This window comes from Sphingomonas sp. ERG5 (assembly GCF_000803065.1).
Taxonomy (GTDB): Bacteria; Pseudomonadota; Alphaproteobacteria; order Sphingomonadales; family Sphingomonadaceae; genus Sphingomonas.
In genome coordinates, this window is record NZ_JSXI01000067.1 from 26,640 (window position 1) to 45,979 (window position 19,340).

Sequence of the window (19,340 nt, forward strand, 5' to 3'; positions counted from 1 at the left end):
CCGTTGCGGGCGATCCCGCTACCGATCGCCTCGATTATGCGAAACCGGCCGGTGCCGGCCACGCTGGCGCGGTGACTGCAAGCGCCTTGAACAGCGTACCCATCGCCTCGGGACCGATCAGTCGATCGCGATCGGCGGCGATACCGGCGGCGCGGCCGGGCGCGGCGGCGCTCAGCGCGGCCGCGCGTGCGGCCACGCCAAGTGTCACGAGCAAAGCGCCCTGATCGACCGGTCCGAATCGAGCGGCGCTTTCGGACTGGGCGGCGGCGGCGAGCGTCGCCAGGTCGACATGCGCGGTCAGGTCATGCTCGCCGGGATTGTCGAACGGATTGACGAAGCCATGCGCGCGCATCGCCTGCAGCGTGTCGCCGACCGCCGGGCCTTCATAGCCATAGTCGATGACCAGCGCGGCGCCGCCTTGCGCAACGATGCGCTGCGCCAGATCCCGCACGATCGCGACGCTGGCGGGGGATGTCTCGACGATCGACCCCGGCGGAGCCTCGCGCAAATGCGGCGGCAGGATCGTCTCGGGCACTTGCTTGCCGGCGATCGGCAGGAACAGCAGATCCTGACAGGCGACGAGCCGCTCATGCCAGCCGCCGATCGTGCGCACGAGTTGATGGATCGGCAGGGCGTCGAAAAATTCATTGGCGATGACGATCAGGGCGCGATCATCGGGCAGCGTCGACACGCTGTCATGCCAAGTCGCCCCTGGCACCCGCTCGGCCTGCGCCGCACGCAGCACCGGGCTGGTTTCGACGAAATGCACCGGCGGTTTCAGGCCGATCGTCGCCATCGCGCGCAACGCATCGGCGGCGAGCGTGCCACGCCCCGGGCCGAGTTCGACCCAGGCGATATCGGGCCGGCCGGCGCGATCCCACAGATCGGCGCACCACAGGCCGATCAGTTCGCCGAACATCTGGCTGATCTCGGGCGCGGTGGTGAAGTCGCCCGCCGCACCCAGCGGATCGCGCGTCGCATAATAATGCGCGTTCGCCGCGCCCATGAAATGCGCGATGGGAATCGGTCCGGCGAGCGTGATCGCCCGGGCGAGCCGGTCGGGAAGGGGGGCGTCGGTCATTCCGGTAAGGGGGAGCGCCTCAGGCGACGCTCTCGGCCCCCGCGATCGGCTCGATTCGCTCGCGCCGCTTCGCCGCGGTGGCGATCAGATAGGCGCCGCCCAGGATCATCGGCACGCACAGCCATTGCCCCATATGCAGGCCGGTCGATTCGATGAACGTCCCCTGAAACTGCGAATCGGGCTCGCGATAGAATTCGACGATGAAGCGCGCGATGCCATAGCCGGCGACAAAGATGCCGACGAGCTTGCCCGGGTCATAGCGCGCCTTGGTCTTCCAGAAGGCGAACCACAGGATCGCGAACAATAATATGCCTTCCAGCGCGGCTTCGTAGAGCTGGCTCGGATGGCGCGCCAGCGGCCCGCCGCCGCGTTCGAAGATGATCGCCCAGGCGACATTGCTCGGCTTGCCCCACAATTCGCCGTTCACGAAATTCGCCAGCCGGCCGAAGAACAGCCCGAACGGCACCACGCAGGCGACATAGTCATGCACGCGCAGCCAGTTCAGCTTGTTCTTGCGCGCGAACAGGATGAGCGCGAGGCTGGTGCCGATCACGCCGCCATGGAAGGACATGCCGCCGTCCCACAGCCGCAGGATGCGGATCGGATCGAGGAACATCTCGGAGGCGTAGAAGATCACATAGCCGATTCGCCCGCCCAGGATGACGCCGAGCGTGGCATAAAAGACGAGGTCGTCGGCATGACGCCGCGCCATCGGCGACCCTGGCTGGGCGATCAGCTTGAGCAGATACCACCAGCCGACCAGGATGCCGGTGATATAGGCGATCGAATACCATTTGATCTGGAAGAAGCCGAGATCCAGCGCCACGGGGTCAAGCCCGAGACTGCTGAAAGTCAGGTGCGTCTGGGCGGCGGTGGCGGCAGTCAGGATCAAGGCTTTTCCCCGGGCTTTCCAGCCTCCATAAAGAGCCAAGGCGATAGAACCAATAGGAGAGAGCATGCGCACCGAGCTTGACCGGCGAATGGATGAAGGGCTGGCCAGGCTGAGCGGCGAGGGTGGACCCCTGCCGCTGACCAAAGTGTCGCTTGACCGCTTCGGTGTCGAGGTGCCGATGATCGCCGCCGCGCCGCCGGCTTTGTCCTATTATTTCGCGCATTTCTGCGCCGAGCATGCCGACAAGACGTTCCTGGTTGCGGGGCCCGAACGGCTGACCTTCGCGGCGGTTTTCGCATCGGCGCAACAGGTCGCGGGTGCGCTGGCGGGTGAGCTTGGCGTCAAAAAGGGCGACCGAATCGGCATCGCGATGCGCAATTCGCCCTCCTGGATCGTGCTGTATATGGGCATCGTCATGGCCGGGGGGATTGCCACCCTGCTCAACGGCTGGTGGCAATCGGCCGAGCTCGACGCGGCGATGCGCGATGTCGAATGCAGCCTGGTCTTTGCCGATCCGCCGCGCGCCAAACGCCTGGCCGAGGTTGCCGGGCTGACCGCCAAGGTCGTGACGATCGACGATCTCCAGCCGCTGGCGAATGCGCTTGCGCCGGTGACCAGTCTCGCCCGGGCGGAAGCCTTGCCCATGCTGGCGGGCACGGACGATGCGACGATCCTGTTCACTTCGGGATCGACCGGCCAGTCCAAGGGCGCGATCAGCGATCACCGCGCGGTGCTGCAAGGCATTTTCAACTATCTGACTCAGGCGCTGGTCATGCTCGGCATCTCGACCGAGAATGGCGTCGCGCCGCCGGCGCAGCATGCGACCCTGCTCAACGTGCCGCTGTTCCATGTGACGGCGGAGGTGCCGGTGTTCCTGCAAAGCTTCGCGATGGGGCGGAAGCTGGTGCTGATGCCGAAATGGGATGCCGAGGACGCGATGCGGCTGATCGAGGCGGAAACGGTGACCTATTTCGTCGGCGTGCCGCTGATGAGTTTCGAGATCCTCACCCATCCCAACCGTTCGAAATATAATCTCTCGACGGTGAGCGATTTCGCCGCCGGGGGCGCACCGCGTCCGGTCGATCATGTCCGGCGAATCAAGGATGAGATGGGCGGACCCAATGGCGAGGGCGCGCCGCTGCTGGGCTATGGGTTGACCGAGACCAATGGCGTCGGTTGCGGCAATTGGCGCAGCAACTATATCGCCAAGCCCAATTCGACCGGGCGCGCGTCGGCGCCGCTGGTCGATCTGGCGATCCTCGACGGGAACGGCAAGCCGGTCACGGCGGGCGCGCGCGGCGAAGTCGGCATCCGGTCGGTCTGCAATTTCCGCGAATATTACAACCGCCCCGCAGCGACGCGCGAGGCCTTCACGTCGGACGGTTATTTCCTGACCGGCGACATCGGCTATCTCGATGACGAGGGCTATCTGTTCATCGTCGATCGCAAGAAGGATATCATCATCCGCGGCGGCGAGAATATCTCCTGCCAGGAAGTCGAGGCGGCGATCTACGAACATCCCGCGGTCGCCGAGGCGGCGGTGTTCGGCCTGCCCGATGAGCGTTACGGCGAAGTGCCGGGCGCGGTGGTCACATATCGCGATGGCGAAACGCTGACCCCGGAGGAGCTCTGCGCTTTCCTGTTCGCGCATATCGCGGCGTTCAAGGTGCCGCAGCGCATCTGGACCTCGGGCGAACCTCTGCCACGGCTCGGCACCGAGAAGATCGACAAGGTGAGCTTGCGGACCAAATACCGGGCGATCGCGGCGGCGGAGGCCTGACGCGACCAGGCCTGCCTTCCCGACCGCCGTTCCGTTTGCTGCCACGTCTCTTTCCACACCTCACCCGCCGCGATAGAGCATCATCATGGCGGCAGGCGACACAAGGGGCAGGATCGACCGACGCACGCTGCTGATTGGCGGCGGCGCGGGAGTCGGGCTGATCGTGGCCTGGGCCGTGTGGCCGCGCAGCTATGCGCCCAATCTGACGCCGGCCAAAGGCGAGACGGTGTTCGGCGCCTGGTTGAAGATCGGCGTCGACGGTCATGTCACTGTCGCGGTGCCGCAGGCCGAACATGGCCAGGGCGTCTATACCACCTTGCCGCAGATCGTCGCCGATGAGCTGGGCGCGGACTGGCGTACCGTCAGCGTGCAGCCGGCGCCGCTCAATCCGCTTTATGCCAATGCGCTGGCCGCGAACGAGCTGTTCGGCGGCGCTTTCGGGGCCTTGCCCGAGCCGCTTCGCGCCACCCATGCGCAGCGCAGCGCGCTGGTGCTGACCGGCGGGTCGAGTTCGGTTCGCGCGTTCGAGGGCGAATTGCGCGCGGCGGGTGCGGCGGCGCGGATCATGTTGTCCAAGGCGGCCGCCAAACGCTGGGGCGTCGACTGGCAATCGACCGGCACGGCGGCGGGGTTCGTCGTGCACGGTACGAAGAAGCTGCGCTTCGCCGAACTGGTGACCGAGGCGGTGCATCAGAAGGTCCCCAGCCCGATCCCGTTGCGCGGGGGCGACACCAACCGGCTCTACGGGCAATCGCTACCTCGGCTGGATGTCCCTTCCAAGGTCGATGGTTCGGCCAATTTCGCCGGCGATATCCGTCTACCCGACATGGTGTTCGCGGCGATCCGCCAGGGGCCGGTCGGCGATTCGAAACTGATTCGCGTCGACCGCGCGGCGGCCGACAGGATTCGCGGTGTGCTGTCGGTGGTGACCAATGATCGCTGGGTCGCGGCCATCGCCAATAACTGGTGGGCGGCGAACAAGGCGCTCGACGCGCTCAGCCCGCGTTTCGAGACCAGGGGCGCGATCATCAGCAGCGCGTCGATCGACGCGGCGCTTGATGCCGCGCTCGACGGGCCGGGTACGCGCATGGCGGCGCTCGGTGATCTCGGGCCGGTGTTCAAGGGCGCCAATGTCGTGACCGCGCAATATCGTGCGGGACTTGCGGTGCACGCCGCGATCGAAACGATGACCGCGACCGCGCATTATCATGACGGTCGGCTCGAGCTGTGGCTGCCGACTCAGGCGCCGGGCCTGGCGCGGGGCGCGGCGGCGGCGATCCTCGGCATTCCCGAGAATGACGTGATCGTCCATCCGATGCTGGTCGGCGGATCGTTCGGCGCCAATCTCGAACATCAGGCCGCCGAGCAGGCGGCATTGCTGGCGGAGCGGCTCAAGCGCCCGGTGCAGCTGGTCTGGTCGCGCAGCGAGGATATGCTGCACGATCGCTATCGCCCGCCCGCCGCGGCGCGGATGAGCGCGCGGCTCGGTCCCAATGGACAGATTCTCGGCTGGCTGGCGAAGATCGCGGCGCCGTCGACCGGGCGCGAGATTGCCGGGCGATTGCTGTCGGGCGATACTACCGCCCGCGCCCTGCTTGCGACCAGCAGCAGTGGCGATGCCTATGCGGTGGCAGGGGCCAGGCCATTCTATCGGTTGCCCGCTTATGCGATCGACCATCATCCCGCCGAGATCGGCGTGCCGACCGGGCATTGGCGCTCCGGCGCGCATAGCTATACCGCCTTCTTCACCGAATGCTTCCTTGATGAATTGGCGCATGTCGCCGGCACCGAACCCCTGTCATACCGTATCGGCATGCTTGGCGGCGATGCCCGGCTGGCGCGTTGCCTGTCCACCGCCGCTGCGCTGGGCGGCTGGGAGGGCGGCGTTCCGGGCAGCGGACAGGGCATTGCCTGCCATGCGTTTCGCGGTTCCTATATCGCGGTGCTGGCCGAGGCGCATATCGGCGACGATCAGCGCCCGGTGGTCGACCGGCTGGTTGCGGCGGTCGATTGCGGACGCCAGGTCAACCCCGATGTCGTGCTGCAAGCGATCGAGGGCGGACTGATCTTCGGCATGGCGGCGGCGCTGGGCGGGACGACCGGCTTCACCGAGAATCTCGCCGATGCGCGCGGCTTTGGCGATCTCGCGCTGCCGCGCCTTGCCGACACGCCCGACATCACGATCGAAATGATCCGCAGCGAAGCCGATCCGGGTGGTGTCAGTGAACTCGCCGTGCCGCCGGTCGCGCCAGCCATCGCCAATGCACTGCAGGCCGCGACGGGCTTCCGCATGCGCACCCTGCCGCTGACGCCCGGAGAAGCGTGATCCTGCCTGCCGATCATCCGCCGGTAAGCGCGCGAAAAATCGGTGTGCTGCTGATCAATCTCGGCACGCCCGACGCGCCGGATGCGGCGTCGGTCAAACGCTACCTCGCCGAATTCCTCTCCGACCGGCGCGTGGTGGAAATTCCGCCGATTGCCTGGCAGCCGATCCTGCGCGGCATCATCCTCAACACCCGGCCGAAGAAATCGGCACATGCTTATGGCCTGGTATGGCGCGAGGACGGGTCGCCGCTCGCCGCGATCACCCGGGCGCAAAGCGATGCCTTGCAGGGCGCATTCGGGCCGGAGGTGATGGTCGACTGGGCGATGCGTTATGGCAATCCGTCGATTCCGGTTCGGCTCGCGGCGCTGCAACAGGCGGGGTGCGATCGCATCCTGCTCGCGCCGCTCTACCCGCAATATTGCGCCGCCACGACCGCGACCGCCAATGACAAGGCGTTCGCCACGCTCGCCACGATGCGCTGGCAGCCGGCGATCCGCACCTTGCCGCCTTATCATGACGATCCCGGCTATATCACTGCACTGAAGGCATCGGTGGAAACGTCGCTGGCGGCGCTCGATTTCGAACCCGAGGCGGTCGTTACGAGCTTTCACGGCATGCCGCAGCGGACGCTGGAGCTGGGCGATCCGTATCATTGCCATTGCCGGAAGACTGCCCGGCTGCTGAGCGAAGCGCTGGATCGCGAATTGATCGTCGCTTTCCAGTCGCGATTCGGGCGTGCGAAATGGCTGTTGCCGGCGACCGACGCGACGCTCGCGGCATTGCCGGGCCAGGGCGTGAAGAAAGTGGCGATCCTCGCCCCCGGCTTCTCCGCCGATTGTCTCGAGACGCTGGAGGAACTGGCGATTCGCGGGCGCGAGGGCTTCGAAAAAGCCGGTGGCACGCATTTCGCTTATCTGCCGTGCCTCAATGAAAGCGCGGTCGGAATCGAAATGCTGCACGCGCTGCTCGCACGAGAGCTTGAAGGCTGGAACTTCACCGCCTAGCCTCCCGTTGACGGAAAAATCCAAGGAGAGAGTGTATGGCACGCGTCGCGATCGTTACCGGAGGCACGCGCGGGATTGGTGAGGCGATCAGCCTTGCGCTCCAGGAGATCGGCGTGACCGTCGCCGCCAACTATGCGGGCAATGACGAACGTGCACGTGAGTTCAGCGAACGGACCGGGATCAAGGCCTATAAATGGGATGTCGGCGATTATGACGCGACCCAGTCGGGTTGCGCGCAGGTCGCCGAAGAACTCGGGCCAGTGGACATCGTCGTCAACAATGCCGGTATCACCCGCGACGGCACGATCCTGAAAATGAGCTATCAGGCGTGGAAAGAGGTGATCGACACCAATCTCGGCGGCTGCTTCAACATGGCCAAGGCGACTTTCCCCGGCATGCGTGACCGCAAATGGGGCCGAATCGTCAATATCGGATCGATCAACGGCCAGGCCGGACAATATGGCCAGGTCAATTATGCCGCCGCCAAATCGGGCATCCATGGCTTTACCAAGGCCTTGGCGCAGGAAGGTGCGCGGGCCGGGGTGACGGTCAATGCGATCGCGCCGGGTTATATCGACACCGACATGGTCGCTGCGGTCCCGGCTGACGTGTTGGAGAAGATCGTGGCGAAGATTCCCGTTGGCCGGCTCGGCCAGGCGAACGAGATCGCGCGCGGCGTCGCGTTCCTGTGCTCGGAAGAAGGCGGGTTCGTGACCGGATCCACGCTGAGCATCAATGGCGGGCAGCATATGTACTGACGGGTGCAGGCGCGGCGGCGACCGCGCCGCTGCGCAGCAGCGCCCGGCACGGCCGGCGGGTGGCTACGCCAACCCGTCCGACGGCGGCTTTGCCGCCGTCGCTGGCTGGATAAGCCTAAAGTCAGGTGACTCCGGGCGGACTTCCCGTCGTCATCCCCGCGAATGCGGGGATGAGGTGATTCAATCATTCCGCTCCGGATGAAAATAAGAGCCGGCGGCAAAGCCGCCGTCGGACGGGTCCCCGGAGCGCCCGCCGTCCGGTTTGGGCGCCGCTCGCCTTGCGAGCACCGGCGCGGTCGTGGCCGCGCCCGCGCCCAAAACACGAAGGCCGGCCCCCTTTCGGGAACCGGCCCTCAAACCCTCAACTACGCTACACGAGGGGTACGCATACTACCGGGGAGCTTACCGACGGCAGTAATTGGGATTGTCCGACTTATCGATCGCGCGGCCGGCAAGGGCGCCGACGCCGGCGCCAAGTACGGCGCCCAGGGTGCGATCGCCGCCGCGGCCAACGACTTCGTGACCCAGCAGGCCGCCGGCAATCGCGCCGATCACCGTGCCGCCGGTCGTGTCGCAACGATTGTTGCGGTGGCGGCGATTGTCGCGATAGTCACGGCGATCGTCATTGTAATAACCGCGGTCATCGCGGCGATAATCGCGATAGCCACGGTCGTCGCGGCGATCATAGCGATCGTAGCGATCGCCATATCCATCATAGCGCTGCGCGGCGGCCGGGGTCGCGGAAACCAGTGCGCTGGTGCCCATGGCGAGCGCGACGGCGGCGAGCGTGAATTTCTTGAACATGATCGGGTCTCCCAGTCTCGAATGTCATGACGACGGGATTGCTTGATCGCCGTCGATGCACTTCTTCTAGGCGAGCCGCTTTGAGCCGAGCCTGAATGCGTCCGTTATCGTTGGTTCATGTCGGGCCCGGTCCGATTGCCGCAAAGCCGCTGGTGGCCGCGCCGTTCGCGGCTATGAGGGCGCGTGCGCATTTTCCTGTCGATCCTGTTGATCCTTATACTCGTCCCGAGCTGGTCGGGGCCGAAGCGTCTCGACCTGCTTGGCAGGGAGGCGCGAATCGCTGTGAAGCACGTGCCGCTTGACGCAAACGACCCGGCGCGGCGGCGGGTCGGCCAGCTGACCTGGCTCGGCGGGGTGCAGTTGAGCAGCCCGGACCATACCTTTGGCGGGTTTTCATCGATGCGCCTGCAGGGCGACCGGTTCACCTTGCTCAGCGATGGCGGCAACATCGTCAGCTTCGCGCTCGATCGCCGCGGCGGTCTCCGCGATGCGCGCTTTGCGGAATTGCCCGACGGCCCGGGCACTGGCTGGCAGAAGAGCGACCGGGACAGCGAATCGCTGACTGTCGATCCGGCGAGCGGGGATGTCTGGGTCGGGTTCGAGCGCGCCAACGCGATCTGGCGCTATGATTCGTCGCTGACCAAAGTGCGGGGCCATGTCGAGCCGCCGGTCATGGCGGGGTGGAACGAGAATGGCGGACCCGAGACGATGGTGCGGATGCCCGATGGCGGGATGATCGTCATCGCCGAAACGACCAAATGGCCGCACCGCGAGGCGCGCAAGGCGGTCCGATTCGCCGGCGATCCGGTCGCACAGCCGAATCGGGGCTTCCAGTTCGGCTATCTGCCGCCCAGCGGTTATGATCCGAGCGACGCGACCTTGTTGCCCGATGGGCGTTTGCTGGTCCTCAATCGCCGATTCGCCACGCCGTTCGATTTTTCGGCAAAATTGACGATCGTCGATCCGGCGCGAATCCGGCGTGGCGCGGTGGTGCGCGGGCGCGAGATTGCGACGCTTGCCGCGCCGCTGATCCACGACAATTTCGAAGGGCTCGCAGTCACGCACGAAGGGCGTGACACGATAATCTGGATCGTCTCGGACGATAACCAGTTCGTGCTGGAACGCACGTTGTTGCTCAAGTTCAGACTGGAGCCGGGTGCCTGAGGCAACCCGGCGTCAGCAGCTCAGGCGGCAACCGCCGTGGAGAGCTTCTTGCGGACGTCACGCTTCAGACGGCGTGCGCGCAGCGACAGCTTGTCGTCGGTCGTCTTGACCAGCCAGTTGTCCAGGCCACCGACATGCTCGACCGAACGCAGGCCGTGAGTCGAGACGCGCAGCTTCACGCTGGTGCCCAGTGCTTCCGACATCAAAGTCACATTCTGCAGATTCGGCAGAAAGGTGCGCTTGGTCTTGTTGTTGGCGTGGGAAACATTGTTCCCTACCAGCCGGCCCTTGCCGGTCAGCTCGCAAATCCGCGACATGATCGTATCCTGAAGGTCAGGGCCATGACGGCCCGGTAATCCCATGAAGGCGGCGCGGATACCCGACACGGGACAAGGCGTCAACCGATTCAGGCTTTGACGTGCAACCAACGGTTGGGGTGCAACGTTTGGTTACGGTAACGATTCGAATGATTCGATCTAGGAGAATGCCATGCGCGCCCTGTTGATCCTTATCGGCCTAGCCGCTCTTGTCGTCGTCGGCCTGATGTCGCTTGGCCTGTTGAAGCTCGAAGGCACGCCCGGTTCTCTGCCGCGTGTCAAGCTCGAAGGCGGCGCCGCGCCGCAGGTCAAGGCCGATATGGCGACGATCTCGGTCGGTACCGAAAACAAGACGATCGACGTGCCGACGGTCGGCACCACCCAGAAGACGATCACCGTCCCCACGGTGAAGATGGACACGCCGGCCAGCAACGCCGCCGCCCCGGCGAAATAAGTCCTGGTATGCCGGCCGGGCTGGCCCGGTCGGCTTCCGGCGGGCATAGGGCAAACATGTTCCCGATGCCCGCCCCGATGCGCGCCGCGCTTGATGCCGCCCATATGGCGGCGGCCGATGGGGAAGTGCCGGTTGGCGCGGTGATCGTGCGCGCCGGACGGATCATCGCGGTCGCCGCCAATGCACCGCGAACGCTTCATGATCCCACTGCTCATGCCGAGATTCGCGCGATTCGCGCCGCAGCCGAACGGATCGGCTCCGACCGGCTGGAGGATTGCGACTTGTGGGTCACGCTGGAGCCCTGCGCGATGTGTGCCGGGGCGATCGCCCATGCCCGAATCGCGCGGCTTTATTATGGCGCCGAAGACCCGAAGGGCGGGGCGGTCGCGCATGGCCCACGCTTCTTCGCGCAGCCGACCTGCCATCACCGCCCCGAAATCTATGCCGGGATCGGTGAAGAGGAAGCGGCGGGTCTGTTGAAGGATTTCTTCGCCGCGCGGCGCTAATCGCAGGGCATGCCAATTCGCCCTGAGCCTGTCGAAGGGCCGCTCTCGGCAGGCGAAGGCCTGTTCGGGACGCAGCGGGGTTTCGACAAGCTTGGGGCGAACGGCAGCGCGTGTGGCCGTGATTTACCTAGCGCAGGTCGCTCTCCGGGATCGGGACGATCTTGATCTCGACCCGGCGGTTGGCGGCGCGGCCTTCCTCGGTGTCGTTGGATGCGATCGGCTGCGATTCGCCGAAACCGCGGGTCCCGATCCGCGCCGCCTGGACGCCGCGCGTGGTGAGATAGTCGGCGACCGATACCGCGCGCCGCTCCGACAGGCTCTGGTTATACTCGTCGCTGCCGGTCGAATCGGTATGGCCGTACACATCGACATAGGTGCGGTTATAGTTGCCGAGGACCTGACCGACCTGATCAAGCGTTTGCCGGAAGCTCGGCGCCACCGCCGCGCTGTCGGTGGCGAAATTGATTCCCGACGGGATGTTGAGGATCAGATCATCGCCCTGGCGGATCACCCGGACATCGGTGCCGGCGGTGCGGGCGCGCATCTCGCGTTCCTGCTTGTCCATATAGGCGCCAATGCCCGCACCGGCGAGACCGCCAATGCCCGCGCCGAGGATTTTCTCGGTGCGGTCGTTGCGCCCGCCGACCAGATCGCCGAGCAGATAACCGCCCAGCGCGCCGCCGATGCCGCCGATCGCCGCCTTTGACAGGCGCCGTTCGCCGGTCTCCGGGTCAGTGGTGCAGGCGCTGGTGGTAACGAGCGCGGCAAGGGCTGCGCCAAGCAACAACCTGGATTTGATCACGTAAATTCTCCCTTGAGATCAGCCCGCCCATTGGTTTTGGGCGACCGGACGGTCGCAACAACTCTTCCTGTCGGGCGATTGTTCCGCATCCGATTTGAACGAAAGATGATCGCGCTGTTGTGAAACCGACAGATTCGCGCCAAAGGAACAGGAGCGTCATGGCACCGCTTCCCCCCTTTCCCTGGATCGACGTCGCGATTATCCTCGCGCTGGTCGCGTTGAATGGCGTTTTCGCGATGTCGGAACTGGCGATCGTCTCGGCGCGCAAGGCGCGGCTCGAGGCGATGGCGCGCACCGGCAAGCGCGGCGCGCGGTCGGCAATTCAGCTCGCCGCCGATCCCGGAAAATTCCTCTCGACGGTGCAGATCGGCATCACGCTGATCGGCATTCTTGCCGGTGCCTATTCCGGCGCAAGCCTCGGCGCGCCGGTCGCGGCCCGGCTGCACTGGCTCGGCCTGTCGGACGACACGACCGCGACGATCGGCTTCGCGCTGGTCATCACCATCACCACCTACGCATCGCTGATCATCGGCGAACTGGTACCCAAGCAGATCGCTCTTCGTGCGCCCGAGCCGATCGCGGCATTCATGGCGGCGCCGATGCGCTGGCTGGCCTGGGGTACCGCGCCGATCGTCTGGCTGCTCGATTCGACCAGCGCCCTGCTGTTCCGCCTGATGGGCCTGAAGCGTGAAACCGAAGATCATGTCACGGCCGAGGAGCTGCATCTGATCGTTGCCGAGGCGTCCAAGTCCGGTGTGATCGAGGAGCATGAGCGGTCGATCATTTCGGGCGTGGTGCGTCTTGCCGACCGGCCGGTGCGCGAGGTGATGACGCCGCGGACCGATATCGACTGGATCGATGTCGGCCTCGATGCCGACGGCATCCGCGCGGCGCTGATGGAGGCGTCGCACAGCCGATTGCCGGTTGCCGAGGGATCGGTCGATGCGGTGATCGGCGTGGTCCAGGCGCGCGATGTGGCGATCGCCTTGCTCAGCGGCGCGCCGCTCGACCTGCGCGCGTTGATGCGGCAGGCGCCGGTGGTGCTCGATCAGCTCGACGCGATGGACGCACTGATCGCGCTGCGCGAGGCCGAAGTACCAATGGCGCTGCTGCACGACGAATATGGCCATTTCGAAGGCATCGTCACGCCGGCCGACCTGCTCGCGGCGATCGCTGGCGAATTCGCGTCGGATACCGATCCCGACGACAGCCCGTCAGTGGTCGAGCGCGACGATGGGTCGTTGCTGGTCGCGGGGCAGATGGCGGCCGACGCGCTGGCCGAACGGCTCGGCATCGATCTGCCCGAGGATCGCGATTATGCGACCGTCGCAGGCCTGGCGCTGGCGGTGTTCCGCCATTTGCCCGGCGAAGGCGAAAGCTTTGTCGAACAGGGCTGGAAGTTCGAGGTGGTCGATCTCGATGGGCGGCGCATCGACAAGCTGCTGGTCAGCGCGGCGAAGAAACGCGGTGGCTGAGATGGATGATGGGTTCGTCGCGCATGTGTCGCGCTGGCGCGCCGCTCTCCTGGTGTTCGGCGCGCTCGTTTTCGTCGCCGGCGGCGTGTTCGTCGTGCAGACGAAGGGACTGAATGATCCGCGGGCGCTGGTCACTGGCTGGCTGGGTGCGCTGTTTTTCGGGGCGTGCGCGCTGGTCGGCGCACGCCAGCTGTTCCGCAGCGGTCCGGTGATGGAGATTGATGCCCGGGGCATTTTGTGGCGGCGCTGGTCCGATGAACGCATTCCCTGGTCGGCGATCGTCCGCGCCGAGGCGATGAGCCTGCGCCGCCAGCGGTTTCTGGCGCTATGGCTGCAGGACCCGGAGCAATATCGATCGACGCACCTGCTTGGCAGAGTCGCTGGGGTCAACAAGTCGATGGGGTTCGGCGATATCGCGCTCAGCGTTTCGGGAACCGATCGAAGTTTCGCGGACCTGGTCGCGGCGATCGAGCGCTACGCGCCAGAGTCGCACTTCGAGGCATAGTCGAATTGAGCTGATCCGCGCGACGGCGATACTCAATAGGGCTGCGGGATGAAGCATGGTGAGGGTCGGCGGGGCGCCGGCCAGAGGCTTTTGCCTCTAACAGGCTGGCGCCGCGCTCCGGCGCTGCCGAATCAACCCTCTAGCCACCGAGCTTGCCGAACTCGGCTTCATAGGCCGTGCGGTCACCGGCGGTCAGCAGCCGGGCTTGCTCGACCCAGCGGTCGCGGGCGATTCGGCCCTTGAAGGCGCCAAGCTTTGCGTCGAGCTCGGCGATCTCCGCCGGGCTCATCGCCGCGATCTGATCCACGCTCGTCACCCCCAGCCCGGCCAGTTGCGCGGCCAGCTTCGGGCCCAGCCCTTTGAGCTGGGTGATGTTGCCGGCAAGTGCCGGCTCGACCGGGGAGTTCGCGACCATGTCGGCCGCCAGCGCCGCGGGGCTGGCATCGAATGCGGCCGCCGCAACGATTGGTTCGTCCGCGAGTGGCGATGGATCCGGAATGAGAGAATCCGGAGCGACCGGATCCGGCGTGACTGGGTCCGGAGCGGCTGGGGCAGCAGCGACCGGGACCGCGGCGATTGACGGCGACGCGACCGCCACTGGGGTGGGCGGCGCCTCTGCTGTCACCCTGTCGACCGCCTCGCGATGCTCCTCATTGACGGCCTGTGCCGCGACCCGTGCGCGCTTGAGCTTCATGCCCCACCAGATGCCGATGATCACGACCACCGCGAATACGGCAATGAGGATCAGATGCGCGGTGGTGATTGTCGACATCATGTCGGCGGCCCCGGCTGTGGTCTGGGCCTGCTTGTCGTCCATGGGTGGTGCTCCGTTGATCTCCTGGCCGATGCTAACCCAGCATCGCCGACAAAGCACCACCTGGTGGCAGGATCATTCCAAACCGGCGCGCGCGATTTCGCGCCAGCCGATATCGCTCCGGTTGAAACCGGTGGGAAAATCGACCGCCATCACCCCACGATAGGCGGCGGCTTGTGCGGATGCCGCGTCGGGGCCGGTCGCGGTGACCGCCAGCACCCGCCCGCCCGATGCAACGAGTGTCCGACCATCAAGGCGCGTGCCGGCCTGAAAGACCCGGGCGCCGGTCGCTTCCGCCGCGTCGATCCCGCTGATCGCGCCGCCGCTCTCGGGCGTACCCGGATAACCCTTTGCGGCCATCACCACGGTCAGTGCGGTATCGTCGGAAAATGCCGGTGCCGGGTGGTCGGCGAGCCGTCCTTGCGCGGTGGCCAGCATCAGTTCCAGCAAATCGCCCGTAAAGCGCATCATCAGCACCTGGCATTCGGGGTCGCCGAAACGGACATTATATTCGATCAGCTTGGGGCCATCCGCCGTGAGCATCAGGCCGGCATACAACACCCCCGAAAAGGGCGCGCCCATCGCCGCCATCGCTGCGATGGTCGGTGCGACGATCTCGTCCAGCGCGCGTTGCTCCAACGCAGGAGTCAGCACCGGCGCGGGGCTATATGCCCCCATGCCGCCGGTATTGGGGCCGACATCGCCATCCCCGACGCGCTTATGGTCCTGTGCCGATCCGAACGGCGCCATCGTCGCGCCGTCGGTCAGGACGAACAAGCTGACTTCCTCGCCGTCGAGAAATTCCTCGATCACCGCTTCGGCGCCGGACACGGAGAATAGATCGGCGATCGCACCTTCGGCTTCCTCGCGAGTCATCGCCACCGTCACGCCCTTGCCGGCGGCCAGGCCATCGGCCTTCACCACCACGGGAATGGTGAAATCGTCGAGCGCCGCCATTCCGCCCCCGCGCGACATGACCTTGGCATAGGCGGCGGTCGGGATGTTGGCGCGGGCGCACAGATCCTTGGTGAAGCCCTTCGATCCCTCGAGCTGCGCCGCTGCTTTGTCGGGGCCGAATACCGGCAGGCCCATGGTGCGGATATTGTCGGCCAGTCCATCGACCAACGGCGCCTCCGGGCCGATCACGACGAAGCCGATCGAATGACGAAGGCAGAAATCGATCACCGCACGATGGTCGGCGGGGTCGAGGTCGACCAGCTCGGCATGCTCGGCGATGCCGGGATTTCCCGGTGCGGCATAGAGTTTCGTGAGCGTCGGCGATTGCGCCAGCCGCCATGCCAGCGCATGTTCGCGGCCACCCGATCCGATCAACAGGACATTCATGGCCGACCCTTTTTCCGATATGCACCAAGCAGACATGGGCCGGCTCGTAGCCGAGGAGTTGGCAGGCGACAACGCCGCCCCGGTCAGCGTCGGCGAACTGGCGATGAAGCTGAAACGCGTGGTGGAGGGCGAGTTCGGTCATGTCCGGCTACGCGGCGAAATCTCCGGCTACAAGCGTGTCGCGTCGGGGCATGCCTATCTCAGCCTCAAGGATGACAGCGCGGTGATCGACGGCGTGATCTGGAAGGGGCAGGTATCCGGCCTCGCCTTCCAGCCGCAGGACGGGGTCGAGGTGATCGCCACCGGCAAGATCACCACCTATCCGGGCCGCTCGAAATACCAGATCATCATCGAACGCATGGAGCTGGCCGGCGAGGGTGCGCTGATGGCGCTGCTCGAGAAGCTGAAGGCGAAGCTGGCGGGGGAGGGTCTGTTCGACGGCGCGGCGAAGAAGCCGCTGCCGTTCCTGCCGCGCGTGATCGGGGTGGTCACCTCGCCGACCGGAGCGGTGATCCGCGATATCCTCCACCGGCTGGAGGATCGCTGCCCGACGCATGTCATTGTCTGGCCGGTCAAGGTGCAAGGTGACGGCGCGGCGGCCGAAGTCGCGGCCGCGGTGCGCGGTTTCGATGCGATCGCGCCGGGCGGTCCGGTGCCGCGCCCCGACCTGGTGATCGTGGCGCGGGGCGGCGGATCGATCGAGGATCTATGGGCATTCAACGAGGAAGTCGTGGTCCGTGCGATCGCCGCCTGCTCGATCCCGATCATCTCCGCGGTCGGGCATGAAACCGACACGACCCTGGCCGATTTCGCCGCCGATTTGCGCGCGCCCACGCCGACCGCGGCGGCGGAAATGGCGGTGCCGGTCCTTGCCGACCTCCGGCTGATGCTCGATGGCCATGGCCAGCGGATGGAACGATGCGCGCGGCGCTATCATGAGCGCGGGCGCGAACGGCTCGACGCGCTGGTCCGTGTGCTGCCGAAGCGTGATGCACTGCTTGGGCCGCAACGACAAAAGGCCGATGACATGAGCGCGCGGCTCGATCGCGGCCTGGAACGGCGCGTGACTCTGGCGCGCGGCGCACTCGATCGGTCCGGTGGCGCGTTGCGCGTGTCGGTGCTCGAACGCCAGCTTGCCGGCGCGCGCGACCGGCTCGACCGGACATGGCGGCTGGTTGAATCGCTCAACCCCGATCGACTGCTCGACCGCGGCTATGTCCGGGTGTCGGCGAAGCTCGGCGGTGCGGTGGTCGCCACGGCGGCGGCGGCCAGGGCGGCAGGGGCCGTTACGCTCCATTTCCGGGATGGGGAGGTCGATGCACGCCTTGAGCGCAGCGGCGCCAAGGCATATGACAAGGGCAATGATAAACCGGGTGATCGGCCAAAACCCGACCAGCCGACCCTGTTATAACCGGACCCACGCCCATGTTGATGTCGAACAGCGATCGCCCCGCACGCCTCCATTATATGGCCAATGGTTTTCGCGTGCTGACCACTGGCGATCATGTGGTCTGCGCGGTGTCGGGCGCGCGCATCCCGCTTGAGGATCTGCGGTACTGGAGCGTCGCGGCGCAGGAAGCCTATGCCACCGCCGAGGTCGCCACCGAAGCGATGAGCCCGCCCAGATGAAGCGCATGCGGCGCTGGGCCGTGGGGCTTCCCGCGCTGATATTACTCGGAAACAGTGCCTCACCGCCGGAGCGTGTTCAGCCGCTGCCGCCCTCGCCGCGGACCGACGCGCCAATGCCCCAACCGCGCCGTGTCCCCGGCCCTGCGACCTTCAGCTATAGCGGCCCGCGCATGCAGGGCGGCGTGGTGGTCGGTGTCGCACCCGCCGGCACCCGTCTGCTGACCTTCAACGGCGCCCCGGTGCCGGTGACCCCCGATGGCCATTTCCTGATCGCTTTCGATCGCGACGCCGGACCCTCGGCGACATTGGTCGCGACACTGGACGATGGCCGTCAGGTCAGCGATGCGCTCGTCATCGCGCCGCGTGCATGGCAGATCGAGCGGCTCAGCACCTTGCCCAGATTCCCCAGGCCCGAGCCGGAAATGGCGCGGCTGCGGCCGGCCGAACTTGCCCAGATCGCCGCGGCGCGCCGGATGCGATCCGATTCGACGGGGTGGCGCGAAACATTCCTATGGCCGGCCACCGGACGCATCTCCGGCATGTTCGGGTCGCAGCGCGTCTATCAGGGGCAGCCCGGCGTCTATCATTCGGGCGTCGATGTCGCCCGGCCGATCGGAACGCCGGTGCTGGCGCCGGCCGACGGCGTGGTCATCCTCGCCGCCGATCATCCCTTCACGCTGGAGGGTAATTTGCTGATGATCGATCACGGCATGGAGTTGAACTCGGCGTTCCTGCATTTGTCGCGAATCGACGTTCGCGTCGGGGAGCGCGTGCGACGTGGCCAGGTGGTCGGCGCGGTCGGGATGAGCGGCCGCGCCACCGGCCCGCATCTTCACTGGGGCATGAAATGGCGCGATGCGCGGATCGACCCCTTGCTGATCGCCGGGCCGATGCCGATAACGGCTCCCTGAACCGGTTCGGCGCGCTGGTTCAGCGCACCCGCATTCCACGATAGGTGCGTCCTTCGACGGCGATGAAATAATTCCCCATCACGCCTTGCCGGATGCGGATCGCGGTGCCCGCTTTCGGCGGGAAGTCCATCGGATCGGTGGTCTGCCAGACCGCGCTACCCTCTTCGGCCAGCCGGATCTCCACGCGGCTATTGGCCAGGCTACGCGTTGAAGCCACCGTGCTCTTGATTTCGGTGAAGGCTTCTTCCTTGTCGTCATCCCCGCCGCCGAACAGCCGGATGGAGGGGAGCGCCAGGCCGAATAATGAGCGTCGGGTCTTGCGGACGTCGGCGCGATCCACGATCCGCACCTCCTTCGACTTGATCGATGCCTCCAGGGCGGTTGCGGCCTTGTCGAAACAGGACAGCCGCAGATCGGCCGCCGCGATCGCCCTGCACTCGGCAAAAGAGCGCGCGACACGATCCGCTGTGGATTCCCGGGGCTCCTCGGCCGAAGCGGCGTTCGCTGTGCCCATGACGAGCAATCCTGCAAAGACCCATCGCACAGCGTTCATGGCACCCCCCTCGCTCGAAATCACATGCTAGGGCCGATGTAAGGTTGCATCAAGCTAACCCGCCCGGCGCGCCGGCCAACTGTGGCTCACATACTACACTTTGCAGAATTATTGCTTTGCTCTCCGGGCGCCGTTGCCGAGCCATGAATTTCCCATTAGCCCTTGCGCCATGTAGCCAGACTTGTCCGGCCACTTGAAAAAATGACTTGGGGCACAAGTCA

At 65.9% G+C, this 19,340-nt stretch carries 20 protein-coding genes; 12 read left to right on the forward strand and 8 right to left on the reverse strand.

Translation table 11 applies throughout. The features are described 5' to 3' along the window. Positions 1-34: 34 nt before the first annotated feature. Positions 35-1,081 (reverse strand): class I SAM-dependent methyltransferase, encoded by a 1,047-nt coding sequence (locus tag OO12_RS21645; RefSeq protein ID WP_034160834.1) that lies wholly within the window; start codon positions 1,079-1,081, stop codon positions 35-37. A 19-nt stretch (positions 1,082-1,100) separates the two neighbouring features. Further along, positions 1,101-1,973: a prolipoprotein diacylglyceryl transferase gene (gene lgt / locus OO12_RS21650; protein ID WP_034160835.1), complete on the reverse strand. Its 873-nt coding sequence runs from the start codon at positions 1,971-1,973 to the stop codon at positions 1,101-1,103. Positions 1,974-2,037: 64 nt separating this feature from the next. Here lgt and OO12_RS21655 point away from each other — a divergent pair, with 64 nt between their 5' ends. From OO12_RS21655 to phbB, 4 genes are all read left to right on the forward strand, one after another. Continuing rightward, positions 2,038-3,753, forward strand: coding sequence for a class I adenylate-forming enzyme family protein (locus OO12_RS21655; RefSeq protein WP_034160836.1), 1,716 nt, complete (start codon positions 2,038-2,040; stop codon positions 3,751-3,753). An 85-nt stretch (positions 3,754-3,838) separates the two neighbouring features. After that, positions 3,839-6,079 (forward strand): xanthine dehydrogenase family protein molybdopterin-binding subunit, encoded by a 2,241-nt coding sequence (locus tag OO12_RS21660; protein WP_034160837.1) that lies wholly within the window; start codon positions 3,839-3,841, stop codon positions 6,077-6,079. Beyond that, positions 6,076-7,083, forward strand: a complete 1,008-nt coding sequence (gene hemH / locus OO12_RS21665) for a ferrochelatase (protein WP_034160838.1) — start codon at positions 6,076-6,078, stop codon at positions 7,081-7,083. The genes OO12_RS21660 and hemH overlap by 4 nt, the downstream gene beginning before the upstream one ends. 35 nt (positions 7,084-7,118) lie before the next feature. After that, entirely contained in the window at positions 7,119-7,841 is a 723-nt protein-coding gene (phbB, locus tag OO12_RS21670; protein ID WP_034160839.1) for an acetoacetyl-CoA reductase, read from the forward strand. Positions 7,842-8,243: 402 nt separating this feature from the next. On the opposite strand, the gene OO12_RS21675 is transcribed toward phbB, so the two are convergent. After that, positions 8,244-8,645 carry a glycine zipper 2TM domain-containing protein gene (locus OO12_RS21675; RefSeq protein ID WP_034160840.1) on the reverse strand — a complete coding sequence of 134 codons (402 nt, stop codon included), beginning with the start codon at positions 8,643-8,645 and terminating at the stop codon, positions 8,244-8,246. A gap of 183 nt (positions 8,646-8,828) precedes the next feature. On the opposite strand from OO12_RS21675, the gene OO12_RS21680 reads away from it, so the two are divergent. Beyond that, positions 8,829-9,809: an esterase-like activity of phytase family protein gene (locus OO12_RS21680; RefSeq protein WP_034160841.1), complete on the forward strand. Its 981-nt coding sequence runs from the start codon at positions 8,829-8,831 to the stop codon at positions 9,807-9,809. A gap of 20 nt (positions 9,810-9,829) precedes the next feature. On the opposite strand, the gene rpmB is transcribed toward OO12_RS21680, so the two are convergent. Continuing rightward, entirely contained in the window at positions 9,830-10,126 is a 297-nt protein-coding gene (gene rpmB / locus OO12_RS21685) for a 50S ribosomal protein L28 (protein WP_034160912.1), read from the reverse strand. 172 nt (positions 10,127-10,298) lie between these two features. Between rpmB and OO12_RS21690 the strand changes: the two genes are divergently transcribed. Next, on the forward strand, positions 10,299-10,580 hold the full coding sequence (locus OO12_RS21690) for a hypothetical protein (protein WP_034160842.1): 282 nt from the start codon (positions 10,299-10,301) through the stop codon (positions 10,578-10,580). A gap of 56 nt (positions 10,581-10,636) precedes the next feature. Continuing rightward, the gene (locus OO12_RS21695) at positions 10,637-11,086 is read left to right on the forward strand and encodes a nucleoside deaminase (RefSeq protein ID WP_034160843.1); all 450 of its coding nucleotides are present in this window, start codon (positions 10,637-10,639) and stop codon (positions 11,084-11,086) included. 127 nt (positions 11,087-11,213) lie between these two features. Here OO12_RS21695 and OO12_RS21700 read toward each other — a convergent pair whose 3' ends face one another. Then, positions 11,214-11,885: an OmpA family protein gene (locus OO12_RS21700; protein WP_034160913.1), complete on the reverse strand. Its 672-nt coding sequence runs from the start codon at positions 11,883-11,885 to the stop codon at positions 11,214-11,216. A gap of 161 nt (positions 11,886-12,046) precedes the next feature. Between OO12_RS21700 and OO12_RS21705 the strand changes: the two genes are divergently transcribed. Together OO12_RS21705 and OO12_RS21710 are read left to right on the forward strand one after the other, a co-directional pair. Beyond that, the gene (locus OO12_RS21705; protein ID WP_034160844.1) at positions 12,047-13,363 is read left to right on the forward strand and encodes a hemolysin family protein; all 1,317 of its coding nucleotides are present in this window, start codon (positions 12,047-12,049) and stop codon (positions 13,361-13,363) included. 1 nt (position 13,364) lies between these two features. Then, positions 13,365-13,868: an STM3941 family protein gene (locus tag OO12_RS21710; protein ID WP_327196045.1), complete on the forward strand. Its 504-nt coding sequence runs from the start codon at positions 13,365-13,367 to the stop codon at positions 13,866-13,868. Between the two features lie 139 nt (positions 13,869-14,007). On the opposite strand, the gene OO12_RS21715 is transcribed toward OO12_RS21710, so the two are convergent. Next, positions 14,008-14,685, reverse strand: a complete 678-nt coding sequence (locus OO12_RS21715) for a hypothetical protein (RefSeq protein ID WP_034160846.1) — start codon at positions 14,683-14,685, stop codon at positions 14,008-14,010. 72 nt (positions 14,686-14,757) lie between these two features. Continuing rightward, a complete protein-coding gene (gene purD, locus OO12_RS21720; protein ID WP_034160847.1) occupies positions 14,758-16,026 on the reverse strand; it encodes a phosphoribosylamine--glycine ligase in 1,269 nt (422 codons plus the stop codon). Here purD and xseA point away from each other — a divergent pair. The 3 genes from xseA (at position 16,025) to OO12_RS21735 (ending at position 18,566) form a co-directional block, all read left to right on the forward strand. Beyond that, entirely contained in the window at positions 16,025-17,437 is a 1,413-nt protein-coding gene (gene xseA / locus OO12_RS21725) for an exodeoxyribonuclease VII large subunit (RefSeq protein WP_034160848.1), read from the forward strand. The two genes, purD and xseA, sit on opposite strands and share 2 nt — an antisense overlap. A 14-nt stretch (positions 17,438-17,451) precedes the next feature. Beyond that, a complete protein-coding gene (locus OO12_RS21730) occupies positions 17,452-17,655 on the forward strand; it encodes a DUF2093 domain-containing protein (protein ID WP_034160849.1) in 204 nt (67 codons plus the stop codon). Between the two features lie 113 nt (positions 17,656-17,768). Then, positions 17,769-18,566, forward strand: coding sequence for a M23 family metallopeptidase (locus OO12_RS21735; RefSeq protein WP_235364958.1), 798 nt, complete (start codon positions 17,769-17,771; stop codon positions 18,564-18,566). 19 nt (positions 18,567-18,585) lie between these two features. Here OO12_RS21735 and OO12_RS21740 read toward each other — a convergent pair whose 3' ends face one another. Beyond that, on the reverse strand, positions 18,586-19,143 hold the full coding sequence (locus OO12_RS21740) for a hypothetical protein (RefSeq protein ID WP_152616588.1): 558 nt from the start codon (positions 19,141-19,143) through the stop codon (positions 18,586-18,588). Positions 19,144-19,340 lie beyond the last annotated feature (197 nt).